Origin of the sequence: Streptomyces stelliscabiei (assembly GCF_014873495.1) — a bacterium.
GTDB classification, from domain to species: Bacteria; Actinomycetota; Actinomycetes; order Streptomycetales; family Streptomycetaceae; genus Streptomyces; species Streptomyces bottropensis.
The window spans coordinates 8,018,676-8,041,824 of record NZ_JADBGF010000001.1 but is presented as its reverse complement, the minus strand read 5'-3'; the positions used below and the strand labels follow the sequence as shown (position 1 = coordinate 8,041,824).

The following is a 23,149-nucleotide window of genomic DNA, read 5'->3' as shown; positions in this document are numbered from 1 at the left end:
GCACACATGGCCTCGTCCTCGGACGCCACGGCGTCCACCAACGAAAGACCCGAGGGTCCCGAAGCGTCCGGAAGACGCGGGCGGGTACGACTGAAGCGCGCCGCCGTGATGGCGGTGCCGGCCACGGCGGTCGCCGCGGGTCTCATGATCCTCACCGCGCAGGGCGCTCTGGGTGTCCAGTTCGCCATCTCCGGTATGCCGTTCGTGGTCACCGCGGACAAGCTGGAGGGCCAGGGCTTCGCCCAGTTCGGCGCCCTCGACCACATGATCGAGAACAGCCCGAACGAGGGTGACACCGGCGGTCAGGTGCTGGTCGTGACCTCGGTCGTGAAGAACGGCAAGCTGACCAACCTGTGCCAGAGCGTCGACCTCGGCGGCATCCAGCTGGTCCTCACGGCCGGCAACAAGGGCACGCCGGTGAGCGTGAAGAACCTGGCGATCGACTCCGACGACATCTCGGGCGACGCCTCGTTCAACAACATCGAGATCGGCCGCGACTCCAGCACGTTCGACAAGGTCGACCAGCAGGGTCCTCCCGGTGTCTACGGCCAGCAGGCCGACTCGGTCACCATCAACAACCTGTACCAGCACAACTACGCCGCCACCGCGGCCGTCTTCAAGCTTCCCGACCTGCACATGAACTTCACGAGCGGGGGCTGCCCGAAGTGAGCCGATACCGGGAGTGGAGGGGGAACCGGCCGTTCGCCGGTGGTGTGTTGCTGGTACTGGGCGGCGCCGAGATCCTGCTGACCATGAAGGCACCGCTGCCGGTCATCCTGAAGATCGGAATGCAGGGTCTGGCGGGCTACCTCCTGCCCTCGCTGATGATCGTGTGCGGGTTGCTGATCCTCTTCAACCCCACGCAGCGGCTGTTCTACTCCATCCTCGGGATCATGCTCTCCCTGGGCACCTGGCTCACGTCCAACATCGGCGGCTTCATGGTGGGCCTGCTGATGGGCGCCGTGGGCAGCACGCTGGCCTTCGGCTGGCTGCCGGATCAGGAACCCCGGCAGAAGCGGTCGGCCAGGCGGGCGGCACAGCAGAGCGAGAAGCACGCCGTGGAGCTCGGCTAGTTCCGGCGGTTCGGCGTGCACGGCGTGCACGGACCTTTCGCGCCGGCGCGTGCCTGTCCGTGATCGTTCGCGCGGTTCCCCGCGTCCCCTCAGGCGGGGCGCGGGGTTCTGTTGTTCCGGGGGGTCGCGACGATCGCCGCCGCCAGGGCCGCACGCAGGCGTTCGGCGTCCGTCCAGTAGCTCTCGTGGGAGAGCGGGACGCGCCAGTAGAGGCCGGGGCCCGAGGTGCGGCGCAGGGGCGGGACGGCCACATGGCTGCCGCGGTCGAGGACCTGTACGCCGGGCAGAAGCCAGCCGGCCGCGTCGCCCGGCGGGACCAGCCAGTACATGATGCCGCCGTAGCCGTCCTCGATGACGGCGCCCGTGCCGTCCCCGAGGGACTTGAGAGCGAGGGCGCCTAGAGCGGCCGGCACCCGCACGGCGGTCCACCAGCGACCGGCCGGCACGGTGCGTACTTCGCGGCTGTAGGAGCACATCCAGCGCGGGGCCCTGCTGACGGTCATGGCACTCACCGGCTTTTCCTGGGGGGGGTGCGCCCGATCCTAGGAGCCGGTCCGGAGCCCGACTTGCGGGTACGCGCAGGGAAGTTGTCCTTGTACGCAGCCCGCGGTGAGGGATCTCGCCGGGCCACGCCACCGAGCCGTAGCGTGACCGGGCTCGTACGTTGCGCTGTTGGACTCCTTTCGACCGCAGGAGGACCCCCCATGGGCCACCCCAGCCCCCTGGTGATCGACCCGACCGGCCGTGACATCCACGGTGAGGCCGCCCGGATCCGCGAACGGGGCCCGGCGACCCGGGTGGTGCTTCCGGGGCCGCACGATGTCGAGGCCTGGGCGGTGAGCAGCCCCGACCTGCTCAAGCGGCTGCTCACCGACCCCCGCGTGTCGAAGGACGCGCGTCAGCACTGGCCGAGGCTGGCCTCCGGCGAGATCACCCCGGAGTGGCCGCTGTTCACCTGGGTCGCCGTGCAGAACATGTTCACCGCGTACGGCGGCGACCACAGACGGCTGCGGATCCTGGTCTCCAAGGCACTCACGGCGCGCCGGACGGCCGCGCTGCGCCCACGCGTCGAGGAGATCACCGAGGAACTGCTCGCCCGTGTCGAGGAGGGCTTCCGGCGCGGCGGGACGGTCGATCTGCGGGAGGAGTTCTGCTACCCGCTGCCGATCCAGGTGATCAGCGAGCTGTTCGGTCTGCCGGAGGAAAAGGGGCTGGTGCTCAGGGAGTTGGTGGACAAGCTGTTCGACACCTCCGCCGAGCCGGGTGAGATGACCGCCGCGTACGAGCGCATGTACGGCGTGCTGGGCGAACTCGTCGCCGCCAAGCGCCGGTCGCCGGGCGACGACCTCACCAGCGGGCTGATCGCCGCCCGCGACGAGGACGACGGCCGGCTCAGCGAGCAGGAACTCCTCGACACCCTGGTGCTGGTGGTCAGCGCCGGGCACGAGACCACGGTCAACCTCCTCGACCGGGCCGTGCACTCCCTGCTGGCCCACCCCGACCAGCTCGCCCACGTCCGGGAGGGCCGCGCGACCTGGGACGACGTGATCGAGGAGACGCTGCGGGTGGAGGCACCGGTGGCCAGCCTGCCCCTGCGCTACGCCGTGGAGGACCTCGACCTCGCCGAGTTCGGGGGTCCCGCGGGGGTGGTGATCGCCAAGGGCGAACCGATCCTGGCCGCCTACGCGGCCGCCGGGCGCGACCCCGAGCGCCACGGGAAGGACGCCGACGTCTTCGACGTCACCCGCGCCGACAAGGAGCACCTCGCCTTCGGCCACGGTGTCCACCACTGCCTGGGCGCTCCGCTCGGCCGCCTGGAGGCCCGCATCGCACTCCCGGCCCTCTTCGCACGCTTTCCTTCCCTCGAACTGGGAGCGCCGGAGGAGGAGTTGGGCCACGTGGAGTCCTTCATCTCCAACGGCCACCGCCGACTGCCGGTCCGCCGGGGCTGACGGGCGGATGGCGGTGACGGACGCCGGTGGTGCGCCGGACGGCGTGGGCGTGGGTCCTCCGCCCCGTCGGCCTCGACGGCGGGTACGTCGACGCGCGCGGCCACATGGTGTCCGGCGAGGTCGGCGCCGTAGTGACCGCCGGACGCCCGGCCGTGTACGCCCTCCTCGTGCGGCGCCTCGCTGCGTGAACCGGTGGTCCGGGGTTCAGGATCCGGTGCCGTAGCGGGTGAGCATGAGGGCGACGGCTTCGTCCACGATCGCGGCGTCGGTGGGGTTGGGCGGGACGAAGTCGGTCCGGACGAGTTGCGGCCACAGGAACTGGCTGCAGATCATGCCGAGGAACTGTTCGGCCACCGCGGACGCCGACTGCGGCTGTCCGTCGGCCGAACGGAAGTCGAGCGTGCCGGCCTGCGCTTCGGTGTCCAGGTAGTCGCGGAGCCGGTCGAAGAAGGGTCCGCGGTCGATGGCGAAGCCGGTGCCGACGATGTCGGCGAGTTCCGGCATCTGGGGAAGCTCGGTGATGATGAGCCGGCACAGCGCCGCCGTGCCGGGCCGCGCGACCAGGCAGGCGTAGTCGCGGCCGATGTGGTCCAGACCGTATCGGGGGTCACCGGGCGGGGGCGGTTCGGCGTACTCCACGTCCAGCTGCCACTGTTCGGCGGTGACGGCCGCGAACAGCGCGGCTTTGGACGGGTACCGCTTGAAGAGGGTGCCGGTGGAGACGCGGGCCTCCTTGGCGATCTGGGCCAGGGAGGTCTTGTCGTATCCCCGGTCGAGGAAGAGGTCACGGGCGGCGCGGATGATGCGCGCGCGGTTCTCCGCCTTGATCTGCGCGTGGTACCCGGCTTTGGTCTGCGCGTCACACCCGGTCTGGCACGTGTCGCCACCGGCCTCCGCTCGGTCACGGTCCGTTACCGACATGCCCACGCCCCTCGCCCGTCTCCAGGCCGCGTCCTCGCTGTCAGAGGACGGTCTGGCCTCCGTCCAGGATAAGGTCCTGGCCCACGGCGAAGGCGGAGGCGTCGGAGGCCAGGTACACGACGGCTTCGGCGACCTCCTCGGGCAGACCCATGCGGCCCAGCGGGATGCCGGCGCTGAGCCCGTCCAGGACCGCCGCCTTCTGCGCGGGGTCCTCGATCCCGAGCTTGTCGTACAGCGGGGTGTCCACCGGGCCGGGGCTGACCGCGTTGAAGCGGATGCCGTGCGACCTGAGCAGGTCCGCGTTCCAGGACCGCATCAGGGAGGAGACGGCCGCCTTCGTCGCGGCGTAGGCGTTCGAGTTCCCGTAGCCGCCGTGCGCGCTGCTGGACGCATTGAGGATGACCGAGGACGGGTTGGCCAGCACGGGCACCAGGGCCTGCGTGAGGAAGAAGACGCTCTTGACGTTGATGTCGAAGAGCCGGTCGTAGCTGTCCTCCGTGTGGTCCTCGAACGGCCGCCAGTGCGAGACGCCGGCGTTCAGGAAGGCCACGTCCAGCTCCCCGAAGTGCTGACGCACCTGCTCGGCCAGGCCGCGCTGGGCATCGAGATCGCGTGCGTCGGCCTGCACCACCGGCACCTTGTCCCCGAGGATCTGCCGCGCCCTGTCGATGCTGGCCGGGGTGACGCCCGTGACCAGCACGTCGGCCCCCTCCGCGACAAATCGCCGCGCGGTCTCCAGACCGATCCCGCTCGTGCCGCCGGTGATGAGGGCGCGCTTGCCCGCAAGACGATTCATGGTGTTTGTTCCTTGCCGAGACGTAAGGTAAGTCGATGGACTCACCTCAGGAAGGTAACTCCCGCGCCTCTCTTATGGCAAGTCGATCCACTTACCTTAGGCCTGGAGGGGCTCGACGGCGCCGGAGAAGATGGCCGACGCCGGCGGGAAGGCGAGCGGGCCCGTGGGGACGATGTCGCCGTACGGCAGACCCGGTGCCGTCCGGCCGACGGCCGGGCTGACCGTCGCGGCCGGGGAGCGGGCGAGCGGTGGCCTTCGGTGAACACCCGCCCCTTCGACCAGCGCGCGACAAGGGCGCCGGTCCCGGTCGTGGGCGACCTCTGCGAGCGGACCGCGACCCTGGTGCCCGGCCGAACGGGCCGACTCCCCTACTCGCCGCGCCACCAGGACAGCAGTCGGGTCCAGCCGCTCGGCGGGTGGGTGGAGGCCGGGGGCCGGGGGGCGGGGGCGTTCGGGGCCGGCGCGGGGCGGGTGGGAGGAGCGGTGATGGTGAGTACCGGTGTGGGCGGGAAGGTCACCGGGAGCGCGGACAGGGCGCGGTGGAAGGGGCCCGGGCGCCACTCCAACTCATCTGCGGGTACGGCGAGTTCGATGTCCGGCAGGCGGTCGAGGAGCTTCTCGACCGCCACCGAGGCGATCAGCCGGGCCTCGCTCCGGGCGGGGCAGTTGTGCGGGCCCGCGCTCCACGCCAGGTGGGCCCGGTTGCCCTTCCGCCGCTCGTTCCCCAGGGCCGGGTCGGTGTTGGCGGCGGCCAGGGAGACGACGAGCGGGGCTCCGGCCCTCAGCAGCGCGCCCTCGTGGAGCACGTCCCGCTTCGGGTAGTGCACGGCGTAGTTGGCCATCGGCGGGTCGGTCCACAGCACCTCGTCGAGCGCGTCCTCGACGGGGAGGCTGCCACCGGACAGGTCACCGGCGAAGCGGTCGTCGGACAGCAGCAGGCGCAGGGCGTTGGCGATGAGGTTCTGCTGGGGTTCGGTGCCCGCGCCCATGAGGACGACGAGGGTGTGGATCATCTCCTCGTCCGTGAGCCGCGCCGGGTGCAGCGTGAGCCACGAGGTCACGTCCGGTCCCGGCCGCTTGCGCTTCAGCGTGACCAGCTCCAGGAGCGTGGCGGTGAGCAGGGCGTCGGCCCGCCCGGCGTCCACCCCGTCGAAGATCGCGGACATGCCCTCGACCAGCTTGACCCCCAGCTCGGCCGGGCAGCCGAAGAGGTGGTTGAAGACGAGCAGGGGCAGGACCTGGGCGTACTCGCCGAGGAGGTCGGCGCCTCCGGTGGGCGCGAGCCGGTCGATGAGGGTGTCGGCGCTGCGCTCGACGTAACCGCGCAGGGTGTGGGGCTCGACCCGGGCGAGGCTGTCGGTGATGGCGCCACGCAGCCGCCGGTGCTCCTCGCCGTCGGAGAACAGGGCGTTGGGCCGGTACATCATCATCGGGACGACGGGGCTGTCCGCGGGGACCGTGCCGTCGGCGAGGTCGTTCCAGCGGCGCGCGTCCTTGGCGAACGTCTCCGTGCCGCGCAGCACGTGCAGCGCGGCGTCGTAGGAGGTGACGAGGGTGGCCCGGACACCGGGGGCCAGTTCGACGGGTGCGGTGGGTCCGTGGGCGCGCGCCCGCCGGTAGAACGCGGCCGGGTCGGCGGCGAACTCCGGTCCGTACATGGGCTGGTGGGCGGGGCAGCCCGGGGGCGGCCCGGACGGCGGTGCGGAAGTCACGCGGGCTCCGGTTCGGTCTCGGTGTCGCGGCTGAGCAGGTACTCGACGAGGGCGATCAGGGCCCGGGTGGAGGAGTCCGGGTCACGGGCGTCGCAGCGCACCAGCGGGGTCTCGTCGAGCAGGTCGAGCGCCTCGCGCACCTCGTCCAGGCCGTGCACGGGAGCGCCGTCGAAGTCGTTGACGGCGACGGCGTACGGCAGGCCCAGGTCCTCCAGGACGCCCATCACCTCGAAGGAGTGGGACAGCCGCCGGGTGTCGGCGAGGACGAGCGCGCCGAGCGCGCCGCGGGTCATGTCCTGCCAGAGCCTGGTGAAGCGCTGCTGGCCGGGCGCGCCGAACAGGTAGAGCACGAGGGAGTCGTCGAGGGTGAGCCGGCCGAAGTCCATGGCGACCGTGGTGGTGGTCTTGTCACGGGTGCCGGCCAGGTCGTCGATCAGGGCGCCCGCCTCGGTCAGGACCTCCTCGGTGCGCAGCGGCCGGATCTCGGAGAGCGTGCCGACGAACGTGGACTTGCCGACCGCGAAGTGACCGACGACGAGCAGTTTGGCCGCCGTCCGCACCGTCGGCCGCAGAGGGACGTGGTCAGAGGCGGGCGCGGAGCCCATCGAGGACCTCCTGGAGGATGCCGGCGTCGGACGGCCGGGCGGCCGGGACCGGGGCGCGGGTGACGAGGTGGCCGCTGTCCATGAGGTCGGCGACCAGCACCTTGGTCACGCTGACCGGGAGGGACAGCAGGCCGGCGACCTCGGCGAGGGAGAGCGCGCCGGGGCGGCACAGCTCCGCCACCCGGCGCTTCTCCGGGGTGAGACCGGCGAGCGGCAGGTCGCCGGTGGCGATCAGCAGGGTGACCAGGTCGAGGGTGTTGCGGGTCGGATGGGAGCGGCCGCCGGTGACGACGTACGACCGCACCAGACGTCCCGCGGGCCGGCGGCGGGGCGTCATGCCCTGCTGCCCGTGTCCAGCCTCGCCGGGCTGGACAGCTGCTTGCCGAGCCGGTCGACGAGCTTGTGCATGCGGTACGTCACCGACTCCATGTCGACCTCGTCGCCGGTGGACACCGCGAGGTAGGCGCCCTCACCGGCCGCGACCAGGAAGACGTAGCCGTGCCCGAACTCGATCAGGGTCTGCCGCCAGGGACTCTCCGGCGGGCCGCAGAACTCGGCGGTGCTGCGGCTGATCGACTGCAGTCCGGAGAGCCCGGCCGCGAGCCGCTCGGCGTCGTCGCGGCCGATGTCGGCGGAGTGGGCGCGGAGCATGCCGTCGGCGGAGAGCAGGATGGCGTGGCGGGCCTCGGGGACCTTCAGCACGTCGTCGAGCATCCAGCCCAGCTCGTTGGTCGTGGGCTCGGTCATGCGCGGGGGGTCCCTTCGTTGTCGTGGGGGGTGGGCCGCCCGGTGTCCGCGGCGGTGTCGGGGGCGTACTCGTCCTCGTCCTCGTCGAGGATCCGTCCCGCCGCCCGGCCGAAGCGGGTGCCCCGGGCGAAGGCGCCCATGACGCGGGCGTTCTCCTCGGGTGAGCGGCCGGGGATCTCCTCGGCCGTCGCGTGCTCCGGCAGCGGTTCGGGGGCGGCCGTGCGCCGGGGGGTGCGCCGGCGCCGTCTGGGCAGTCCGCCCTCGGTGGTGTCCGCAGAGGAGTTCTCGGGGGCGCTCTCGGGGGCGTCGGCGGAGCGGGTCGCGCGGGGGGCGGGCTCGGTCCCGGATGCCAGGCCGACCGCCGCCTCCGGGGCGGCGGGCTCCGGGTGGGTGAGCAGCGCGGTCGGCAGGAACGCCACGGCACGGACGCCTCCGTACGGCGAGCGGGTGTCCACGGAGACGGTGAACCCGTAGCGCCGGGCGAGCATCCCGATGACGGCGAAGCCGAACTGGGGCGGGTCGCCGAGGCGGGTGACGTCCACCTCGCCGTGTCCGTCGAGCAGCTCGGTGGCGCGGCGTACGGCCTGGGCGTCCATGCCTACGCCCGCGTCGTCGATGACGACGCACGCGCCGTTGTGCACATGCTGGACGTCGACCTCGACCCTGGTGTCGGGCCGGGAGTGCCGGGCGGCGTTGTCGAGGAGTTCGGCGACGGCGAGGACGACCGGTTCGACGGCGCGGCTCTCCACGGCGATGCCGGCCTGGCCGTGGACGCGCACGCGCCGGTAGTCGCGGATGCGCGAGGTGGCGCCGCGGACGACCTCGACGAGCGGGGAGGTGGCGCGCTGCCGTCCCGGCCAGGAACCGCACAGTACGGCGATGACCTGGGCGCGGCGGCCGAACTGGGCGTTGGTGTGGTCGACTTCGAGGAGGTCGCGCAGCACGTCGGGGTCGTCGTGCCGGTCCTGCATCTCGGAGATGGAGACCTGTTGCTCGTTGGCGAGGGCCTGGATCGAGCGCATGGACGCCTTCAGGGCGGCCTTGGCGGACTGGTCGGCACGGGTCCGCGCGTGCTCGACGGCCCCCGAGAAGCGGGTCAGCACCTCGTCGAGGTTCTTGCCGAACTCCGTCTCGGCGAGCCGCCCGTCGAGCGGTCCCACGGCCGGGCCGGGCCGGCCTGAGTGGTCGGCGAGGGCCGGCAGACGGACCGTGACCAGATGACGCAGTTCCTCCTCCCGGACCCGCGCGTCGTCGGCCAGGACGGCGTTGCTTCTGCGCTGCCGCCGGGTGATGCCCCGCTGGCGCAGCAGGAGCACGGCGGTGGCGAGGAGAGCGGCTGCGAGCGCCCAGGTCACCGCCTGCGGTATCGGTTCGGTCATGAAGTACGAGTCCTTACGTCCTCACGTCCCTGGCGTCGGCGGGTGCGGGACGCCGGACGGGAGTTGACGGAGCGCCCGACGCTAGCGGCGGGGCCGCGCGAGTACTTTCCGTGACGCGCAGGGAAGTTGTCACAGGGCGCACGAGGGACGCAGGGGCCGCGGAGGATGCCGTGACTCTTCCCGCGGCACAGTCGGCCATCCTCGGTCCGGCGGCACGGCAATCGCTTGCCACGCTAGGGTGCCTTCCGGGTCCGACCGGTCGGTAACTGTCTTTGATCAAGCAATGATTGAAGATTCTCCCATCGAGGACCGTAAAGGACCACAAGCACGCGTTCGGGGGCCGGCACCAGGGAGGAGCGGCGTTGCCCGCGGGAAGTTACAGCGTCGAGGCGCTGACCACCGAGGAGGTGAACCCGCGCGAGCGTGCCGACTTCTGGGCCGAGCGGATCGGCTCGTACCAGTCCCGGATGGGATTCAGGTACGCCCGGTCGGACGACTTCTGCGGCGAGACCGTCCGGCAGCGCACCGACACGTACCAGTTGGTGAAGTACCGCTCCGACGAGATCGAGTACACCCGCACGATGCGCCAGGTGCGCCAGGACCCGGACGAGGACTACCGGCTGCTGCTGCCGACGAGCGGCGAGATCGTCCTGCGGCAGGACGGCGGGGAGGCCCGGCTCACCCCGGGCACGGCCGCGCTGGTCACCTTCGCGGCGCCCTTCCAGTGCCTGCAGAGCGATGCCATCGACGCGTTCATCCTGACCATCCCGGCCCGCGAGGTGGACGGGCGGCTGAACACCAGGTCACCGGTCGCCAGCGGCCTGGACCTCGGATCCGGCCTCGGCCGGATCGTCGGCTCGATGCTGACCGGACTGCACGAGGAGCGGGAGCACCTCACCGACCCGGAGTTCAACGCCGTCACCGACCGGATCGTGGAGCTGGTGTGCATGCTCACCGCCGGCGACGACCGTCCGGACTCCCCCGGGCAGTTGGGCGAGGTGGAGACCCTGGTCCGCCGCTATGTGCGCGACCACGCGGCCGACCCGAACCTCAACGGGACGGCGGTGGCGCGCGCGCTCGGCTGGTCGCTGCGCCAGATCCAACTGGCCCTGCAGAAGGCGGGGACCACGCCCCGGGAGCTGATCCGTGAGGAGCGGCTGCGTCTGGTCCGGGACCGTCTGCTGTGTGCGGAGTGCGAGCACATGACGATCACGGATCTCGCCTACGCCGCCGGTTTCTCGTCCGCGAGCGCCCTCAGCACGGCCTTCCGCCGACGCTACGACGTCAGCCCACGGGAGATGCGCCAGAGCATACGGCAGCCCAACTGCACATGAACACAAGGGAGTTCGGCGGAAAACATTCGGCGAGGACAACTCGCGAACAGCGTCCCACATCCGCTCGGACCACCGGTCGGTTGAAGTCTAAAGTTTAGTCAAAGCATGTCCGGCCCGCGATCTCCGTCACTTTCCGGCCCACCTGGTGTGAATGTTCCTCGGGTGCGTCGTGCGCGCCCTGTGCGACCGGGGACGCTTCGCCGCCGGTCCCCCATGCCACAAAGGAAGTTGACACGAGACAACATCCCGGCCGAATGGCGCGAACTGTTCGCCGCGCACACCCCCGACGGACCGCCGGGACAAGGAACCCGCAGGTGGCCCGCCGCCCGGCGGCCCGCTTTCACAGACCGGGCCGTGGGCGGTGGCCGATGTGAAGAACTGCTGGGGCGCCGCCTCGTGGATTGACGGTAAAAAGGCGTCGCAGACCCTTGCCGCCACTGACGGCATCTCAGGTGACAGACCATCCCCGAGCGTCCAGGACCGCTGGTCAGCTGGTTGACGTTCTTCGCTACTCTGTCGCGTACTGGCTGATCGAGAGGACTCCGATGCCTGAACCCCCGCCCTTCGCCACGACCCCGCAACACGGTCGGCCGGACACGACGGCCCCCCCGTCTCGTCACCGGCACGGAAAGACCGGGGCGTCGGATTCCGCGAACTCCTCCGCCACCCAGCCACGGTTGACCCGCCTCGCCGTCCTCCCCGCCGCCTTCATGGCCGGAATATCCACCGCCGTCACGGGCACGGTCCTGCGGCTGCAGGAGGGCACCGCCGACGCCGCCACCTGGAGTGTGCTGGCGAGCGGCGCGGTCCTCGGGTGCGGCTGTCTGGCCGGTGCCGTGATGGCGGCCAGGTCACGGGCCAGGTCGGACGCGAAGCGGGCCGAGAAGCTGCGGCAGACCATCACGACCGGCAACTGGGCCCTCGACGAGGACCTGACCCGGCTCAAGCGGGGCGAGTCCCTGCTCTCGCGCGGCTTCGCCTACCAGGCGTCGCGCGCCGAGGACCCGTACCAGAAGCTGGAGTACGAGGTCACCGAGGCCCAGCACCGCGCCCGGGAGGCCCTCGTCTGGGCGGCGAGCTACTTCCAGTCCGCCTCCGACGACAACAGCGACAAGGTCGAGGTCTTCGTCAACCTGGCCCGCCGGCTGCAGTCGCTCGTCCACCGCACCATCCGTGAGCTGGACGATCTGGAGAACCAGGTCGAGGACCCGGACCTGCTCCGGCGCATCTTCGGCATCGACCACCTGGCGACCCGAATACGCCGGCACGCGGAGAACCTCGCGGTGCTCGGCGGCGCGATCTCCCGCCGCCAGTGGACCAACCCGGTGACCCTGACCGAGGTGCTGCGGTCCTCCATCGCCGAGGTCGAGCAGTACTCCCGCGTCAAGCTGGTGCCGCCCATCGAGGGCACCCTGCGCGGCCACGCGGTCGCCGACGTCATCCACCTGCTGGCCGAACTGGTCGAGAACGCCACCATGTTCTCGCACCCGGACACCCAGATCCTCCTGCGCTCCCGCCGGGTGACCGCCGGCATCGCCATCGAGGTCGAGGACCGCGGCCTCGGCATCCCCCAGGAGGACCAGGAGCGGATCAACACGCTGCTCGCCGACCCGGCCCGCATCGACGTCGCCAAGCTGCTCGCCGACGGCCGGATCGGACTGTTCGTGGTCTCCTCCCTGGCCCGCAGGCACGGCATCGCGGTCCAGCTGCAGGGCAACATCTACGGCGGCGTCCAGGCCATCCTGGTGCTCCCGCAGGGGCTGCTGGGCGAGGAGGAGGGGCAGATACCCGTCCAGGCGCCCGTCCAGGCACCCGTGCAGACACCGGTCCAGGCGCGTCCGGCCGCACCGCACCCGGGCCAGCCGTCCGGGCCCGCCTGGGACGCCCGGTCCCACGCGACGCCGCCCGGCGCCGTACCGTCGCACGCGGGTCGCCCGATGCCCGCCCCGTCCGCCCACGCCGGTCCCCCGGCCGGTGTGCCGCAGCGGCCGGCCGCCCCCGTGCCGCCCCCGGCGGCCGCCCGGCACGAGCGGGCGCAGCCCGTCTCCGACGTACGCTCCGAGTACCGGCCCTCGTCGGGCTACGAGCGTCCGGGCGCCGCCCCCCACGGGTCCGGCGGGCCCGCCCGTCCCGTACTGCCCAAGCGCCGGGCGATGGAGCACCTGGCGCCCGAGCTGCGTCAGGGGCCCCCGCCGCGTCCCGAGACCCACGAGCAGGACCTCACCTTCAGTCCCGGCCTCCTGGCCGGAATCAACCGAGGCTTCGGTCTCGCCGGCGCGACCTCCGACGCGATCCCCGTCGACGACGCGCGCTGGGCCCCGCCCCGACCGCAAGGAGAAGAACCCCACCATGGTGAGCGATAGCCACCCCACCGGACAGAACATCGACTGGCTGCTGGAGAACCTCAAGAAGACCGTGCCCGGCACCCGGCAGGTGCTGCTGCTGTCGTCCGACGGCTTGAGCAAGGCACACGTCGACCTGAGCGCCGACGACGCCGACCGGCTGGCGGCGATATCCTCCGGGCTCAACTCCCTGGGCCGTTCCTTCGGTCACGACAGGGTGCTGGGCAACGGCGGCACCGTCCGGCAGGTCATCGTGGAACTGCACAACGGCATCCTCATCGTGGCCTCGGCGGGCCACGGCGCCGTGCTGGCGGTCACCGCGGACGCGACCACGCACACCGAGACGCTCGGCTACGAGATGGGCATGCTGATCCGGGCCGTGCAGCCGTTCCTCGCCACGCCTGCCCGCCGGCCCAACGCGCCGTCCGGCGCGGGGATGTGACGCGAATGACGGACGAGCTGTTCCTGGACGAGGAGGCCGGACGGTTAGTCCGGCCGTTCACCGTCAGCAACGGGCGCACTCGACCCTCGACGTCGTTCGACCTGCTCACCCTGGTGATGGCCACCGGCGTCCGGCCGGCCGCCGACCTCGGCCCCGACCACGACCTGGTGCTCGGCCTGTGCCTCAGGCCGGTGCCGGTGGTCGAGGTCGCCGCGCGGATGAACCTCCCGATCGCCGTCACCAAAGTCCTGTTGTCCGACCTGGTGCAGCACGAGGCGCTCACCGCACGGGCGCCCCGTGCGGTCGAGGCGGCCTCCGCCGCCAACCGAAATGTTTTGGAGGCGGTGCTCAATGGCCTACGCGCACGGCTCTGACCCCTTCCCGACCGCCCTGAAGATCCTGGTGGCGGGAGGGTTCGGGGTGGGCAAGACGACCTTCGTGGGGGCGGTCAGCGAGATCGCTCCGCTGAGCACCGAGGAGGTCATCACCACGGCCAGTGTCCGCACCGACAGTCTCGACGGGGTGGAGGAGAAGTACACCACCACCGTGGCCATGGACTTCGGGCGGATCACCCTCGACTCGGAGCACGTCCTGTATCTGTTCGGCACCCCCGGGCAGGAACGGTTCTGGTTCATGTGGGACGAGCTGTCCGACGGGGCACTGGGTGCGGTGGTGCTCGCCGACACCCGCAGGCTCGACGCGTGCTTCCCCGCGGTGGACTTCTTCGAGGTGCGCGGCATCCCGTTCGTCGTGGGAGTGAACGAGTTCGACGGGGCGTACCAGTACTCCGTCGAGGAGGTACGCGACGCCATCGGCCTGAAGTCCAACGCGCCGATCGTGTTCTGCGACGCCCGGCACTGCAGCTCCGGTACGGGTGTGCTCGTCGAACTCGTGCAGCATCTGCTCGGCATGACACCCGGCGTGGCGACGTACGAGCCACCCGTGCTCCGTTGATCCTTCCCCCCGACTCGGCCGACCTCGAACGGAGTTCCGATGAACAGCCCCTATTCCTCCTATGAGCCACCGCTCGACCGCCTGCTCCTCACCCCCGAGGATCCGGGCGGCCCGCAACGCGCCGCCAGGCTCGCCCAGTTGGGGCTCGCCAACACCCCCCGGGCGGAGTTCGACGCGTTCGCTCGCCGGCTGGCCCTGGAGCTGGACGCGCCGTACGCGATGGTCAACTTCGTCGACGACAAGCGCCAGTTCTTCGCCGGGCTCTACACGCCGGACGCCGGACCCGTGAACATCGCGCAGGGGCTGGTGAGCGAGAGCTCGATGAGCCGGGAGATGCGCCTGGACCACGGCTTCTGCCCGCACACCGTCAAGCGGACCGCGGCGCTGGTGCTCGACGACGTCTGCGACTACCCGCGGTTCGCGGGCAACCCGGTCGTGGACGAGATCGGCATCCGCTCCTACATGGGCGCGCCACTGGTCGACACCCTGGCGGGGATCAACCTCGGCACGATCTGCGTCGTCGACACCGACTCCCGCACCTGGGGCCGGCAGCGGCTGGAGATCATCAAGCACATGGCCCAGGAGATGTCCGACCAGATCCACGCCATCGCCGCCGGCCGCTGAACCCCGGCCGGCGGTCCCACCGGGTCGAGACAGTCCGGACCGCCGACCACCCGCCCCGACGAAAGCCGCGGACACGCCATCGTGTCCGCGGTTTCTCCGTCCCGGACGCGACATGGGGGCCGGGCGCTGCGGAGACCCCGGGCACGACCGAGGTCGAGGCACGCACGAGGGCCGACGGCACGTTCGACGGCACCCGGTCCGGACCCTCATGGATGTACGCCCGACCCCAGGGCCCACCGGCCGCCGGCTACGCCGCCCCGCACCCCACCAGCGAAAGCCCGCCGGACCCGCGCACACCGCACGAGCAGCGCCGACCGGTCGAACCGAGCCCCGCGCACCCGCCCGCCGGGCCGCGCCCGACACCCCGTCCGAGAGGCGCCCGACCGCCGCTCACCGGTCGAACGGTCGCGGGTGCGCGCGCCCCCGTCCGACGCAGGGCCGGCCCGTCCGGCGCATCGGACCGGGGCGCGCCGCGCGAGCGCCCCGGCAGTCGGGCCCGTTTCGTCCACCATGCGGCCGACGGCAGGTGGTGCGCCGACCGGGTCTCGTGGTGTGCCGGGGCGCCCTCGGGCGTTCGCGCGGGGGCGCGAGGAGCCACCCCCGCGTCGGCGGCGGCCTGACGCAGGGGTCGGCTCCGGTGGCGGGAGTCAGACCAGTTCGCCGACCGGGACCGGGTCCGGTGCCGGCTCTCGTGACTCCGCCGGCGGGGTGCGGACCAGGTCGGCGAGGCGTTCGGACCACTGGCCCTTGTTCTCGCCGAGGGCGAACTCACCCAGTCTCAGGCCCTGGATCTCCGACGTGCCGGCGGGGGCGTAGATGTGGAAGGCGTCGCGCAGGTAGCGCTCCAACGGGCGGTCGGTGAACAGGCCGCAGGCCGCGTGCATCTTGACCGACGCCTGGGCGGACTCGATGGACGACTCGACGTTGAAGAGTTTCGCGGACATCAGCTCGATGTCGCAGGGCCGCCCCTGGTCCAGCAGATGCGCGGCGAGATAGGCGCTCTGCCGCGCGAGGGTGAGGCGTTGCAGCATGCGCCCCAGCTCGATCTTGATGTTGGGCAGGTGCCCCAGCGGCTTTCCGTAGCGCTGCGTCTCGCCGCAGTACCGGGCGGTCTCCTCGAACACCGCCTGGTGGATGCCCAGGGACACCGCCGTCAGGTTGAGACGGCCGTAGAGGACCGACGAGGAGTAGGCGACGGCCAGTCCCTCGCCCTCCTCGCCGAGGCGGTTGGCGGCCGGCACCCGGCAGTTGTCGAAGACGAGTTCCCCGAAGCTGAACCCGTGCAGCCCCATGGAGGGCACCTGTTCGGCGAGGGAGAAGCCGGGCCGGTCGGACTCGACGAGGAACGCCGTCATGCCCTGGGAGCCCGGACCGGTGCGGACCACGACACCGTGCACGTCACCCACATGGCTGTTGCCCACGAAGATCTTGCGGCCGTTGAGGATGTAGTCGTCGCCGTCCCGGACCGCGCTGCTCTCCATGCCGGCCACATGGCCCCCCGACCCCGGCTCGGTGACCGCGATGGTCGGCAGCACGTCCCCCGCGGCGATCCTCGGCAGCCAGTGCCTCTTCTGGCTGTCGTCGCCGAAGTGGACGATCTTCGCGACACCCAGCTGGGAGGCCTGGACCATGGCCCCCATCGCGCCGCTGACACGGGACAGTTCCTCGATGATGACGGTCTTGGCGAGGTGGCCCGCGCCCATGCCGCCGTAGACCGGGTCGATCGTGGCGCCGATCCAGCCCTGTTGGGCGATCTGCCGGGAGAGCCCCACCAGTGCGGTGCGGGAGGCCTCCATCTCGGGTATCAGCGGGCGTACCACACGCTCGGCGAACTCCCGTACGCGCTGCCGTAGATCCTCGTGGTCCTGGGTGGTGAAGACGTGTTCCACGCCGTGCCCTTCTGAGCGTTACCCCGCGCCCGGGGGAGACGCGGTGGCTGTGCGTCAGCCGTGGTTCCGGTGGGAGACGGGCCGACCTGCAACATGGTCTACAAATCAACCTCTAACGCCAAGATCGTTTAGAGGGTTTGGCCGAAAGATTGACCGTTGAAATCTGAACGTAAATGTGAGACAGGAAAGGGATGTTGTCCACATTTTGATACTTTCCAAGCCGAACTTGCACGGCTGCCCCGACCCGAACTCGGGCACGCGCCGACCAGACCACCAGGCACAGCCGCCGAGACAGGCCTTCCCTCCACGCTGTGCACCCCCAAATACCAAACTGACACGCCGTCCGGGCAGGTTTGATCAGGGTGCCACACATTTCAAGCCACCTCCGCAGGTGACGAATGTGGCCGGACCGTGCCGATTCGGCGGCTCTGCCGTGTCGACAAGTATTCATTCGGCGCAGCCTCCGGAAGCGGCGGCTCCGCCCGACCTCCCCGAGCCCGCCCCGGCCGACCCCGAGGGCGCCGTCAATCAGCGGTGTCGGGCGCCGAGTTGACGCCAAGTCACGGTCCGGCGGATGCTGACGACGGGGCTCGGGTCCTGATACCGTTCCGTCCGCCCGCTGACATCGCCGACGGTGTGTCCAGCCGGAGCACGGGGGCCGCCGGACAGCTCTCGGCGCCCCCATCGCCATCGGACGTTCGCTGTCGTACGAGGAAGCAGATGCCAGGCACCCTCCCCCGCATCGGCGCCACGCGCGACACGACTCGGTGGCCACGATGAGCGGTGACACACCCCGCACCGAGGCCGCCGCCCCGCCCCTCCCCCAGAGCCTGCCCCGCCGGCCCCGGAGCACCCCTTCCGCGCCCCGGACCGTCGAGGCCCAGGCCCACGGAACGCACGACGACACGGACGACACCCTCTCCCCGGACGCCATGGCGCGCGCCATGGTGGCGATCCGGCGCGGCTCGGACCGCGCCCGGCTCGCCGGACCGGACGACACCGACAGCACCGACGGCCGACCGGCACCACGGCCCGGCCCCGACGCCGCCTGACGGGCGCTTCCCTGGGCGCCCCGACGAACCGGCGCCCACCCCGGCGCCGACCGACCGTGAGGAACACGCACGACATGACAGAGCAGGTACGAACCGGTCCCCAACTGGACTGGCTGCTGGACGGGCTCGTGGAACGCATACCCGAGATCCGCTGCGCCATCGTGCTGTCCGGGGACGGCCTCCTCATCGGCAAGTCGAAGGACATCCGGTTCGACGACGCCGAGCATCTGTCCGCGGTCGGCTCGGGCATGTACAGCCTGGCCCGTGGTGTGGCCCGCCACTTCCACGGCGGTGAGGTCCAGCAGACGGTCATCCAGATGGAGCGGGCGTTCCTCTTCGTCACCGCCGCGGGCCGGGGCGCGCGGCTGGCCGCGATCGCCTCGGAGGAGGTGGACGTCGGGATGATGGCGTTCGAGATGGGCACCCTGGTCAAGCAGGTCGGCAAGTACCTGAGCGCCGCGCCCCGTGCGGAGACCCCGTCCGACTACGTGCAGGACGCGTGAGCCGCCGCTGCGGCCGGGCCCGGAACTCGTCGAAAGGGTGATGGATGGTGTCCGTCAGCTCCGAGACCGTCGTACCCACCGCCCTGAAGATCCTCATCGCGGGTGGCTTCGGGGTCGGCAAGACCACCATGGTCGGCGCGGTCAGCGAGGTGACCCCGCTGGCGACCGAGGAGCACATCAGCGCGGCCGGCCGGCGGGTGGACGACCTCAGGGGTGTGGAGAAGAAGGCCTCGACCACCGTCGCCCTGGACTTCGGCCGCATCACCGTCTCCCCCGAACTGGTGCTCTATCTCTTCGGTACGCCCGGCCAGGACCGTTTCTGGTTCATGTGGGACGACCTGTGCAGCGGCGCCCTCGGAGCCGTGGTCCTCGCCGACACCCGGCGGCTCGACGCCTCCTTCGCCGCGGTCGACTTCTTCGAGTCGCGGTCCATCCCCTTCGCGGTCGGCGTCAACTGCTTCGACGGCCGCCGCGACGCCGACGTCGAGCAGGTCCGCCAGGCGCTCGACCTGGCGCCCACCGTGCCGGTCCTTCTCTGCGACGTCCGCCAGCGCCAGTCCAGCAGGGAACTCCTGCTGGCCGTGCTCGGGGCGGCCCGCCGGAAGATGGAGGCCCGGCTGGTGGCGGCGGGCCTGCGGCCGGGCTGAGGGGCCGGCTGGGGAGCCGGGCCCGGGTTCAGCGAACCGGTCCCCCGGCTCGGGCGAGGAGGTCCGCACGGCCGATGGCGTCGGTGCGGGTCGAGGGGACGGTGCAGGCGTAGGCGCCCGCGATCGCGCCGAAGAGACCACAGCGGCTCGGCGGTTCGCCGGTGAGCCGGCCGAGGAGGTAGCCCGCCGCGAAGGCGTCCCCGGCGCCGTTGGAGTCCACGACCGGCGTCGGCGGGGCCACCGGCGGGACGTGACTCAGTTCGCCGTCGACCAGGTGGTACGCGCCCCGGGCCCCGTCCGTGGCGACGACGGTGCGGGCGCGTCCCCGCTCGGTGATCCGGCGCATGGTCCTCTCCGGGTCCGCGAGCCCCGCCGCCGACAGGAAGACCAGGTCGGCGGCGTGGGCGAACGTCTCGTGGTACGGGTTGACGCCGTCCCAGTCGTGCAGGTCGGTCGAGACGGGCACGCCCAGCGCGCTCAGCAGGGGCAGCGAGGCCGCGCACGGCCGGCTGATGGACACGTGGACATGACGGCTGACCCCCGCCAGGGCCCGGACCGTGTCGGGCGGCAGCTCGTCCACCTCCTGGCTCCGGCTGCCGTCGTAGAGCGAGCAGCGGCGGCCGTCGGGGCCGACCAGGTTCACCGCGCGCCGGGTGCCGCCGGGCAGGGGTCCTTCGGTGAGCGGGATGCCGCGGTCCCGGTGCAGCGCGCGGACCAGGTCGCCCTCGTGGTCGTCGCCGAGGAGGTCGAGGTGGTGGGTCCGCAGGCCCAGGCTGTGCGCGGCCACCGAAAGGAAGTCGCCGGTCTGCCCCGCCCGGGTCTCGATGGCCGGCACCAGATGGCTGTCGGCGAACGGGAGCGGCAGCTCGGGCACGTAGACGATGGTGTCGACACCCGCCCCGCCCAGCACGAGGACGTCGATCTCGGACTCGGTGCGCAACGTGCCTCCAGCGGCGAGGGGTTCACTGTGGAGGCAGCGTACGTGCGGGCGGGCCGGCGGGTGACCGGAGCGGGACGCCGGTCACCCGCCGGCACGGGCGGCGGCGGGCGGGGAGCCGTGCGGCGGGACGGGACCTAGGTCCAGGACGGGTCGGCCATGGGGAATCCACCGTTCCGTTGCGGAGCCGTCGGAGGGGCGGGCTCGGGGGTTTCCCGGCCCTCCGACGGCAGTTCTGCCCAGACGACACGACCGGACCGTTGTGGGGTGTCGCGCACCCCCCAGTCGCTGCTGAGCATGCCGACCAGCATGAGCCCACGCCCGTTCTGGTCGTCGGGGCCCGGGCGACGCCGGGCAGGCTGTGCGTGACCGCTGTTCTGGTCCTCGACCTCGATGCGGAGCCGAGGGCCGGTGTACTGCAGCCGGCACACGATCCACTCGCTGTCCGTGTGGGTCAACGCGTTGGTGACCAGCTCGGACGTGATCAGCAGGACGTCCTCGGCCGTCTCCGGAGGCACCCCCCACTCACCGAGCAGCTCGCGCACGGTTCTGCGCGCCTCACCCGCCGACGCGGGCACCGCCGGCAGTCCGAACACGCCCGCTCTGTGCGGTTCGTACGTCTCTGGTCCAAGGGGTGGGTACATGGTCGGGGCTAACCGGTCCGTGGAGGGGGGGAGAGTGGGCGGAGCCATCGCCGTAAGCCTTTCGTTGGCCCTTCGCACCGGAGGGGAGCCGGTGCCACGGCCGCCTCGCCGTACGCCGCGAGCTGTGGCAACTCATGACGGACAGCGCTGAGTTGCGGCCACATCTCCCCCAACCTGGCCGCGCGGCTCCGGTGTTCGCCGAAGCCGTGACGGTACGTCCACTGTGGCATCCGCGAACAACACCTCGCAACCAGCAAGTTGAAATTTGCATTTTGCGGGTCGCATGTCGTCACCGATCGAGCCAAGATCGTGTCAGACTGCGCTCTCGAAGCGACTCGCACAACAACGCGCAACCCTTGAAGGAAAGCGCGCAAGACCTGTAAGGCAGTGCGACATGACCTCAGTGCTCGGCGTGAGGGGGTGGTGGGCGTGACCGCGGAGACCGAGTGGGGCGGGGCCCCCTCCGTCCTGCGCATGATCCTCGGCAGACAGCTGGAGGAGTTGCGCACACGCGCCGGGCTCACGTTCGAACAGGCCGGTGAGGCGATCGGAGTCAGCCATTCCACGATCCGCCGCCTGGAAGCCGCCAAGGTCGCCCGGCTCCGCCTCCCGGACGTCGAGAAACTGCTCCAGATCTACGGTGTGCGGGACCAGCAGGAGATCGAGACCTTCCTGAAGTCCGTCCGCGAGGCCAACAAACGCGGCTGGTGGCACACCTACCGCGACGTACTGCCCGACTGGTTCGCCGCCTACCTCAGCCTGGAGCAGGCGGCGCTCCAGATCCGGGCGTACGAGGCGCAGTTCGTGCACGGCCTGCTCCAGACCGAGGAGTACGCCCGCGCCCTGCTCGGCGCCGGCAATCCGCACGCCGCGGCCGAGGACACCGAACGGCGGGTGGCGCTGCGGATGAGGCGCCAGGAACTCCTCACCCGGCCCCAGCCGCCCCGGCTGTGGGTGGTGATGGACGAGACCGTGCTCAGATGGCCGGTCGGCGGACCGGAGGTGATGCGCGCCCAGATCGACCACCTGATCGAGCTGAACCGGCTGCCCCATGTGACGGTCCAGCTCATGCCGTTCCACAACGGCCCGCATCCGGCGATGCGGGCCGGCGCGTTCCACCTCTTCCGCTTCAGGGCACCGGAGTTGCCGGACATCGTCTACCTCAACGGGCTGGTGGGCGCCGTCTATCTCGACAAGGGCGACGACGTCGTCGTCTACCGCGAGGCCCTGGACCGGTTGGGCGCGCAGTCGGCGCCCGCCCGAAAGACCGAGGCCCTCCTCGGTGCGCTACGCAAGGAGCTCTGACGTGCACCACCCCATACCCGACGGAGTACACAACGGCGTCCGCAACGGCATGCCCGCCCGCGAACTCGGCAAGCAGGACTGGCACCGCCCCTGGAGCGACGACGCCGGCGGTGCCTGCGTGGAGGTGAAGAAGCTCGCCGACGGCCGGGTCGCCGTACGCCAGTCGACCGACCCGGACGGGCCGGCGCTGCTGTTCACGCCCCGTGAGATGACCAGTTTTCTGGCCGGTGTGAAGGCGGGCGAGGCCGACTTCCTGCTCTGACCAACCTGCTGCCACGCCTCGTTGACGCACCACCTGTGTGGCCGTCGGTTCTGCCGTCCGTCGAACCCCCGGCCCTGTCCGACCGTTTATCTGTACGACACGACCTGATGGGAGGGACGGCGTTGCCCGACAACGGATGGCCGGCCGACCGGATCGACACCGAGCACGCGCACTCCGCGCGTATCTACGACTACATCCTCGGCGGCAAGGACTACTACCCGGCCGACAAGGAGGCCGGTGACGCGATGGCGCACGAGTGGCCGGCCCTGCCGGTCCACATGCGCGCCAACCGAGACTGGATGAACCGCGCGGTGCGCTGGCTCGCCGAGAAGGCGGGCATGCGCCAGTTCCTCGACATCGGAACCGGCATCCCCACCTCCCCCAACCTCCACGAGATAGCCCAGTCGGTGGCCCCCGAGTCCCGGGTCGTCTACGTGGACAACGACCCGATCGTCCTCACCCTGTCCCAGGGATTACTGGCCAGCACCCCCGAGGGCAGGACCGCGTACATCGAGGCCGACTTCCAGGACCCGGAGACCGTGCTCGGCTCGCCCGAGTTCGCGGAGACCCTCGACCTGAGCAAGCCGGTCGCGCTCACCGTGATCGCGATCGTCCACTTCGTGCTGGACGAGGACGACGCGGTCGGTATCGTCCGCCGTCTCCTCGAACCCCTCCCCTCGGGCAGCTACCTGGCGATGACCATCGGCACCGCCGAGTTCGCCCCCGAGGAGGTGGGCCGCGTCGCCCGCGAGTACGCCGCGCGCGACATGCCCATGCGGCTGCGCACGATCGACGAGGCCCACGAGTTCTTCGACGGCCTCGAACTCGTCGAGCCCGGCATCGTCCAGGTCCACAAGTGGCATCCGGACGGCACGGGCGAGGAGAACATCCGCGACGAGGACATCGCGATGTACGGGGCGATCGCGAGGAAGCCGTGAACGGCCGGCCTGAGCCGGCCTGAGCCGGCCTGAGCCGGCCTGAGCCTTCCTGAGGTACCCGAGAATCCTGCGGGTTCTGAGGGTTCTGAGG

The 23,149-nt window shown here is 71.2% G+C and carries 27 protein-coding genes; 16 read left to right on the top strand and 11 right to left on the bottom strand.

Annotated features, from left to right (window positions below):
* Window positions 1-6 precede the first annotated feature (6 nt).
* Window positions 7-669: a DUF6230 family protein gene (locus H4687_RS35435; protein WP_012999858.1), complete on the top strand. Its 663-nt coding sequence runs from the start codon at window positions 7-9 to the stop codon at window positions 667-669.
* On the top strand, window positions 666-1,073 hold the full coding sequence (locus H4687_RS35430) for a DUF6114 domain-containing protein (RefSeq protein WP_257034328.1): 408 nt from the start codon (window positions 666-668) through the stop codon (window positions 1,071-1,073). The genes H4687_RS35435 and H4687_RS35430 overlap by 4 nt, the downstream gene beginning before the upstream one ends.
* A gap of 89 nt (window positions 1,074-1,162) precedes the next feature.
* Here H4687_RS35430 and H4687_RS35425 read toward each other — a convergent pair whose 3' ends face one another.
* Window positions 1,163-1,576 (bottom strand): hypothetical protein, encoded by a 414-nt coding sequence (locus H4687_RS35425; protein ID WP_046918911.1) that lies wholly within the window; start codon window positions 1,574-1,576, stop codon window positions 1,163-1,165.
* Window positions 1,577-1,777: 201 nt separating this feature from the next.
* Here H4687_RS35425 and H4687_RS35420 point away from each other — a divergent pair, with 201 nt between their 5' ends.
* A complete protein-coding gene (locus H4687_RS35420; RefSeq protein ID WP_046918912.1) occupies window positions 1,778-3,025 on the top strand; it encodes a cytochrome P450 family protein in 1,248 nt (415 codons plus the stop codon).
* Window positions 3,026-3,054: 29 nt separating this feature from the next.
* Entirely contained in the window at window positions 3,055-3,213 is a 159-nt protein-coding gene (locus H4687_RS35415) for a hypothetical protein (protein WP_167358612.1), read from the top strand.
* A 16-nt stretch (window positions 3,214-3,229) separates the two neighbouring features.
* Here the strand turns inward: H4687_RS35415 and H4687_RS35410 are convergent, their stop codons facing one another.
* From H4687_RS35410 to H4687_RS35380, 7 genes are all read right to left on the bottom strand, one after another.
* Complete coding sequence (locus tag H4687_RS35410) at window positions 3,230-3,946, bottom strand: TetR/AcrR family transcriptional regulator (RefSeq protein WP_050398079.1); 717 nt, start codon at window positions 3,944-3,946, stop codon at window positions 3,230-3,232.
* A 40-nt stretch (window positions 3,947-3,986) separates the two neighbouring features.
* Window positions 3,987-4,742 carry an SDR family oxidoreductase gene (locus tag H4687_RS35405; protein WP_046918913.1) on the bottom strand — a complete coding sequence of 252 codons (756 nt, stop codon included), beginning with the start codon at window positions 4,740-4,742 and terminating at the stop codon, window positions 3,987-3,989.
* Window positions 4,743-5,110: 368 nt separating this feature from the next.
* Window positions 5,111-6,400: a cytochrome P450 gene (locus H4687_RS35400; protein ID WP_050398077.1), complete on the bottom strand. Its 1,290-nt coding sequence runs from the start codon at window positions 6,398-6,400 to the stop codon at window positions 5,111-5,113.
* A 50-nt stretch (window positions 6,401-6,450) separates the two neighbouring features.
* The gene (locus H4687_RS35395) at window positions 6,451-7,059 is read right to left on the bottom strand and encodes a GTP-binding protein (RefSeq protein ID WP_046919239.1); all 609 of its coding nucleotides are present in this window, start codon (window positions 7,057-7,059) and stop codon (window positions 6,451-6,453) included.
* Entirely contained in the window at window positions 7,037-7,396 is a 360-nt protein-coding gene (locus H4687_RS35390; RefSeq protein ID WP_046919240.1) for a DUF742 domain-containing protein, read from the bottom strand. Before H4687_RS35390 ends, H4687_RS35395 begins: the two co-directional genes overlap by 23 nt.
* Window positions 7,393-7,806 (bottom strand): roadblock/LC7 domain-containing protein, encoded by a 414-nt coding sequence (locus H4687_RS35385; protein ID WP_046919241.1) that lies wholly within the window; start codon window positions 7,804-7,806, stop codon window positions 7,393-7,395. Before H4687_RS35385 ends, H4687_RS35390 begins: the two co-directional genes overlap by 4 nt.
* Window positions 7,803-9,185 (bottom strand): ATP-binding protein, encoded by a 1,383-nt coding sequence (locus tag H4687_RS35380; protein ID WP_046919242.1) that lies wholly within the window; start codon window positions 9,183-9,185, stop codon window positions 7,803-7,805. Before H4687_RS35380 ends, H4687_RS35385 begins: the two co-directional genes overlap by 4 nt.
* Before the next feature lie 362 nt (window positions 9,186-9,547).
* Between H4687_RS35380 and H4687_RS35375 the strand changes: the two genes are divergently transcribed.
* From H4687_RS35375 to H4687_RS35350, 6 genes are all read left to right on the top strand, one after another.
* A complete protein-coding gene (locus H4687_RS35375; RefSeq protein WP_046919243.1) occupies window positions 9,548-10,519 on the top strand; it encodes a helix-turn-helix domain-containing protein in 972 nt (323 codons plus the stop codon).
* Between the two features lie 545 nt (window positions 10,520-11,064).
* A complete protein-coding gene (locus H4687_RS35370; RefSeq protein WP_046919244.1) occupies window positions 11,065-12,882 on the top strand; it encodes a sensor histidine kinase in 1,818 nt (605 codons plus the stop codon).
* Entirely contained in the window at window positions 12,869-13,303 is a 435-nt protein-coding gene (locus H4687_RS35365; protein WP_046919249.1) for a roadblock/LC7 domain-containing protein, read from the top strand. Before H4687_RS35370 ends, H4687_RS35365 begins: the two co-directional genes overlap by 14 nt.
* Before the next feature lie 5 nt (window positions 13,304-13,308).
* On the top strand, window positions 13,309-13,677 hold the full coding sequence (locus H4687_RS35360) for a DUF742 domain-containing protein (protein WP_012999871.1): 369 nt from the start codon (window positions 13,309-13,311) through the stop codon (window positions 13,675-13,677).
* Window positions 13,655-14,257 carry a GTP-binding protein gene (locus tag H4687_RS35355; RefSeq protein ID WP_046919245.1) on the top strand — a complete coding sequence of 201 codons (603 nt, stop codon included), beginning with the start codon at window positions 13,655-13,657 and terminating at the stop codon, window positions 14,255-14,257. The genes H4687_RS35360 and H4687_RS35355 overlap by 23 nt, the downstream gene beginning before the upstream one ends.
* A gap of 39 nt (window positions 14,258-14,296) precedes the next feature.
* Complete coding sequence (locus H4687_RS35350; protein WP_046919246.1) at window positions 14,297-14,881, top strand: GAF domain-containing protein; 585 nt, start codon at window positions 14,297-14,299, stop codon at window positions 14,879-14,881.
* Window positions 14,882-15,528: 647 nt separating this feature from the next.
* Here H4687_RS35350 and H4687_RS35345 read toward each other — a convergent pair.
* The gene (locus H4687_RS35345; RefSeq protein WP_046919247.1) at window positions 15,529-16,770 is read right to left on the bottom strand and encodes an acyl-CoA dehydrogenase family protein; all 1,242 of its coding nucleotides are present in this window, start codon (window positions 16,768-16,770) and stop codon (window positions 15,529-15,531) included.
* 776 nt (window positions 16,771-17,546) lie between these two features.
* On the opposite strand from H4687_RS35345, the gene H4687_RS35340 reads away from it, so the two are divergent.
* The 3 genes from H4687_RS35340 to H4687_RS35330 all read left to right on the top strand — a co-directional run bounded on the left by H4687_RS35340 (window position 17,547) and on the right by H4687_RS35330 (window position 18,972).
* The gene (locus H4687_RS35340) at window positions 17,547-17,822 is read left to right on the top strand and encodes a hypothetical protein (protein ID WP_050398076.1); all 276 of its coding nucleotides are present in this window, start codon (window positions 17,547-17,549) and stop codon (window positions 17,820-17,822) included.
* Window positions 17,823-17,896: 74 nt separating this feature from the next.
* Window positions 17,897-18,325: a roadblock/LC7 domain-containing protein gene (locus H4687_RS35335; RefSeq protein WP_020114192.1), complete on the top strand. Its 429-nt coding sequence runs from the start codon at window positions 17,897-17,899 to the stop codon at window positions 18,323-18,325.
* Between the two features lie 44 nt (window positions 18,326-18,369).
* Window positions 18,370-18,972, top strand: a complete 603-nt coding sequence (locus H4687_RS35330) for a GTP-binding protein (RefSeq protein ID WP_050398075.1) — start codon at window positions 18,370-18,372, stop codon at window positions 18,970-18,972.
* 28 nt (window positions 18,973-19,000) lie between these two features.
* Here H4687_RS35330 and H4687_RS35325 read toward each other — a convergent pair whose 3' ends face one another.
* A complete protein-coding gene (locus tag H4687_RS35325) occupies window positions 19,001-19,912 on the bottom strand; it encodes an adenosine kinase (protein WP_046919777.1) in 912 nt (303 codons plus the stop codon).
* A gap of 134 nt (window positions 19,913-20,046) precedes the next feature.
* Window positions 20,047-20,505 (bottom strand): ATP-binding protein, encoded by a 459-nt coding sequence (locus tag H4687_RS35320; protein ID WP_046919778.1) that lies wholly within the window; start codon window positions 20,503-20,505, stop codon window positions 20,047-20,049.
* Window positions 20,506-20,982: 477 nt separating this feature from the next.
* Here H4687_RS35320 and H4687_RS35315 point away from each other — a divergent pair, with 477 nt between their 5' ends.
* The 3 genes from H4687_RS35315 to H4687_RS35305 all read left to right on the top strand — a co-directional run bounded on the left by H4687_RS35315 (window position 20,983) and on the right by H4687_RS35305 (window position 23,058).
* Window positions 20,983-21,858, top strand: coding sequence for a helix-turn-helix domain-containing protein (locus H4687_RS35315; RefSeq protein WP_046919781.1), 876 nt, complete (start codon window positions 20,983-20,985; stop codon window positions 21,856-21,858).
* A 1-nt stretch (window position 21,859) separates the two neighbouring features.
* Entirely contained in the window at window positions 21,860-22,120 is a 261-nt protein-coding gene (locus H4687_RS35310; RefSeq protein ID WP_005481932.1) for a DUF397 domain-containing protein, read from the top strand.
* Between the two features lie 122 nt (window positions 22,121-22,242).
* A complete protein-coding gene (locus tag H4687_RS35305; RefSeq protein ID WP_046919779.1) occupies window positions 22,243-23,058 on the top strand; it encodes an SAM-dependent methyltransferase in 816 nt (271 codons plus the stop codon).
* Window positions 23,059-23,149 lie beyond the last annotated feature (91 nt).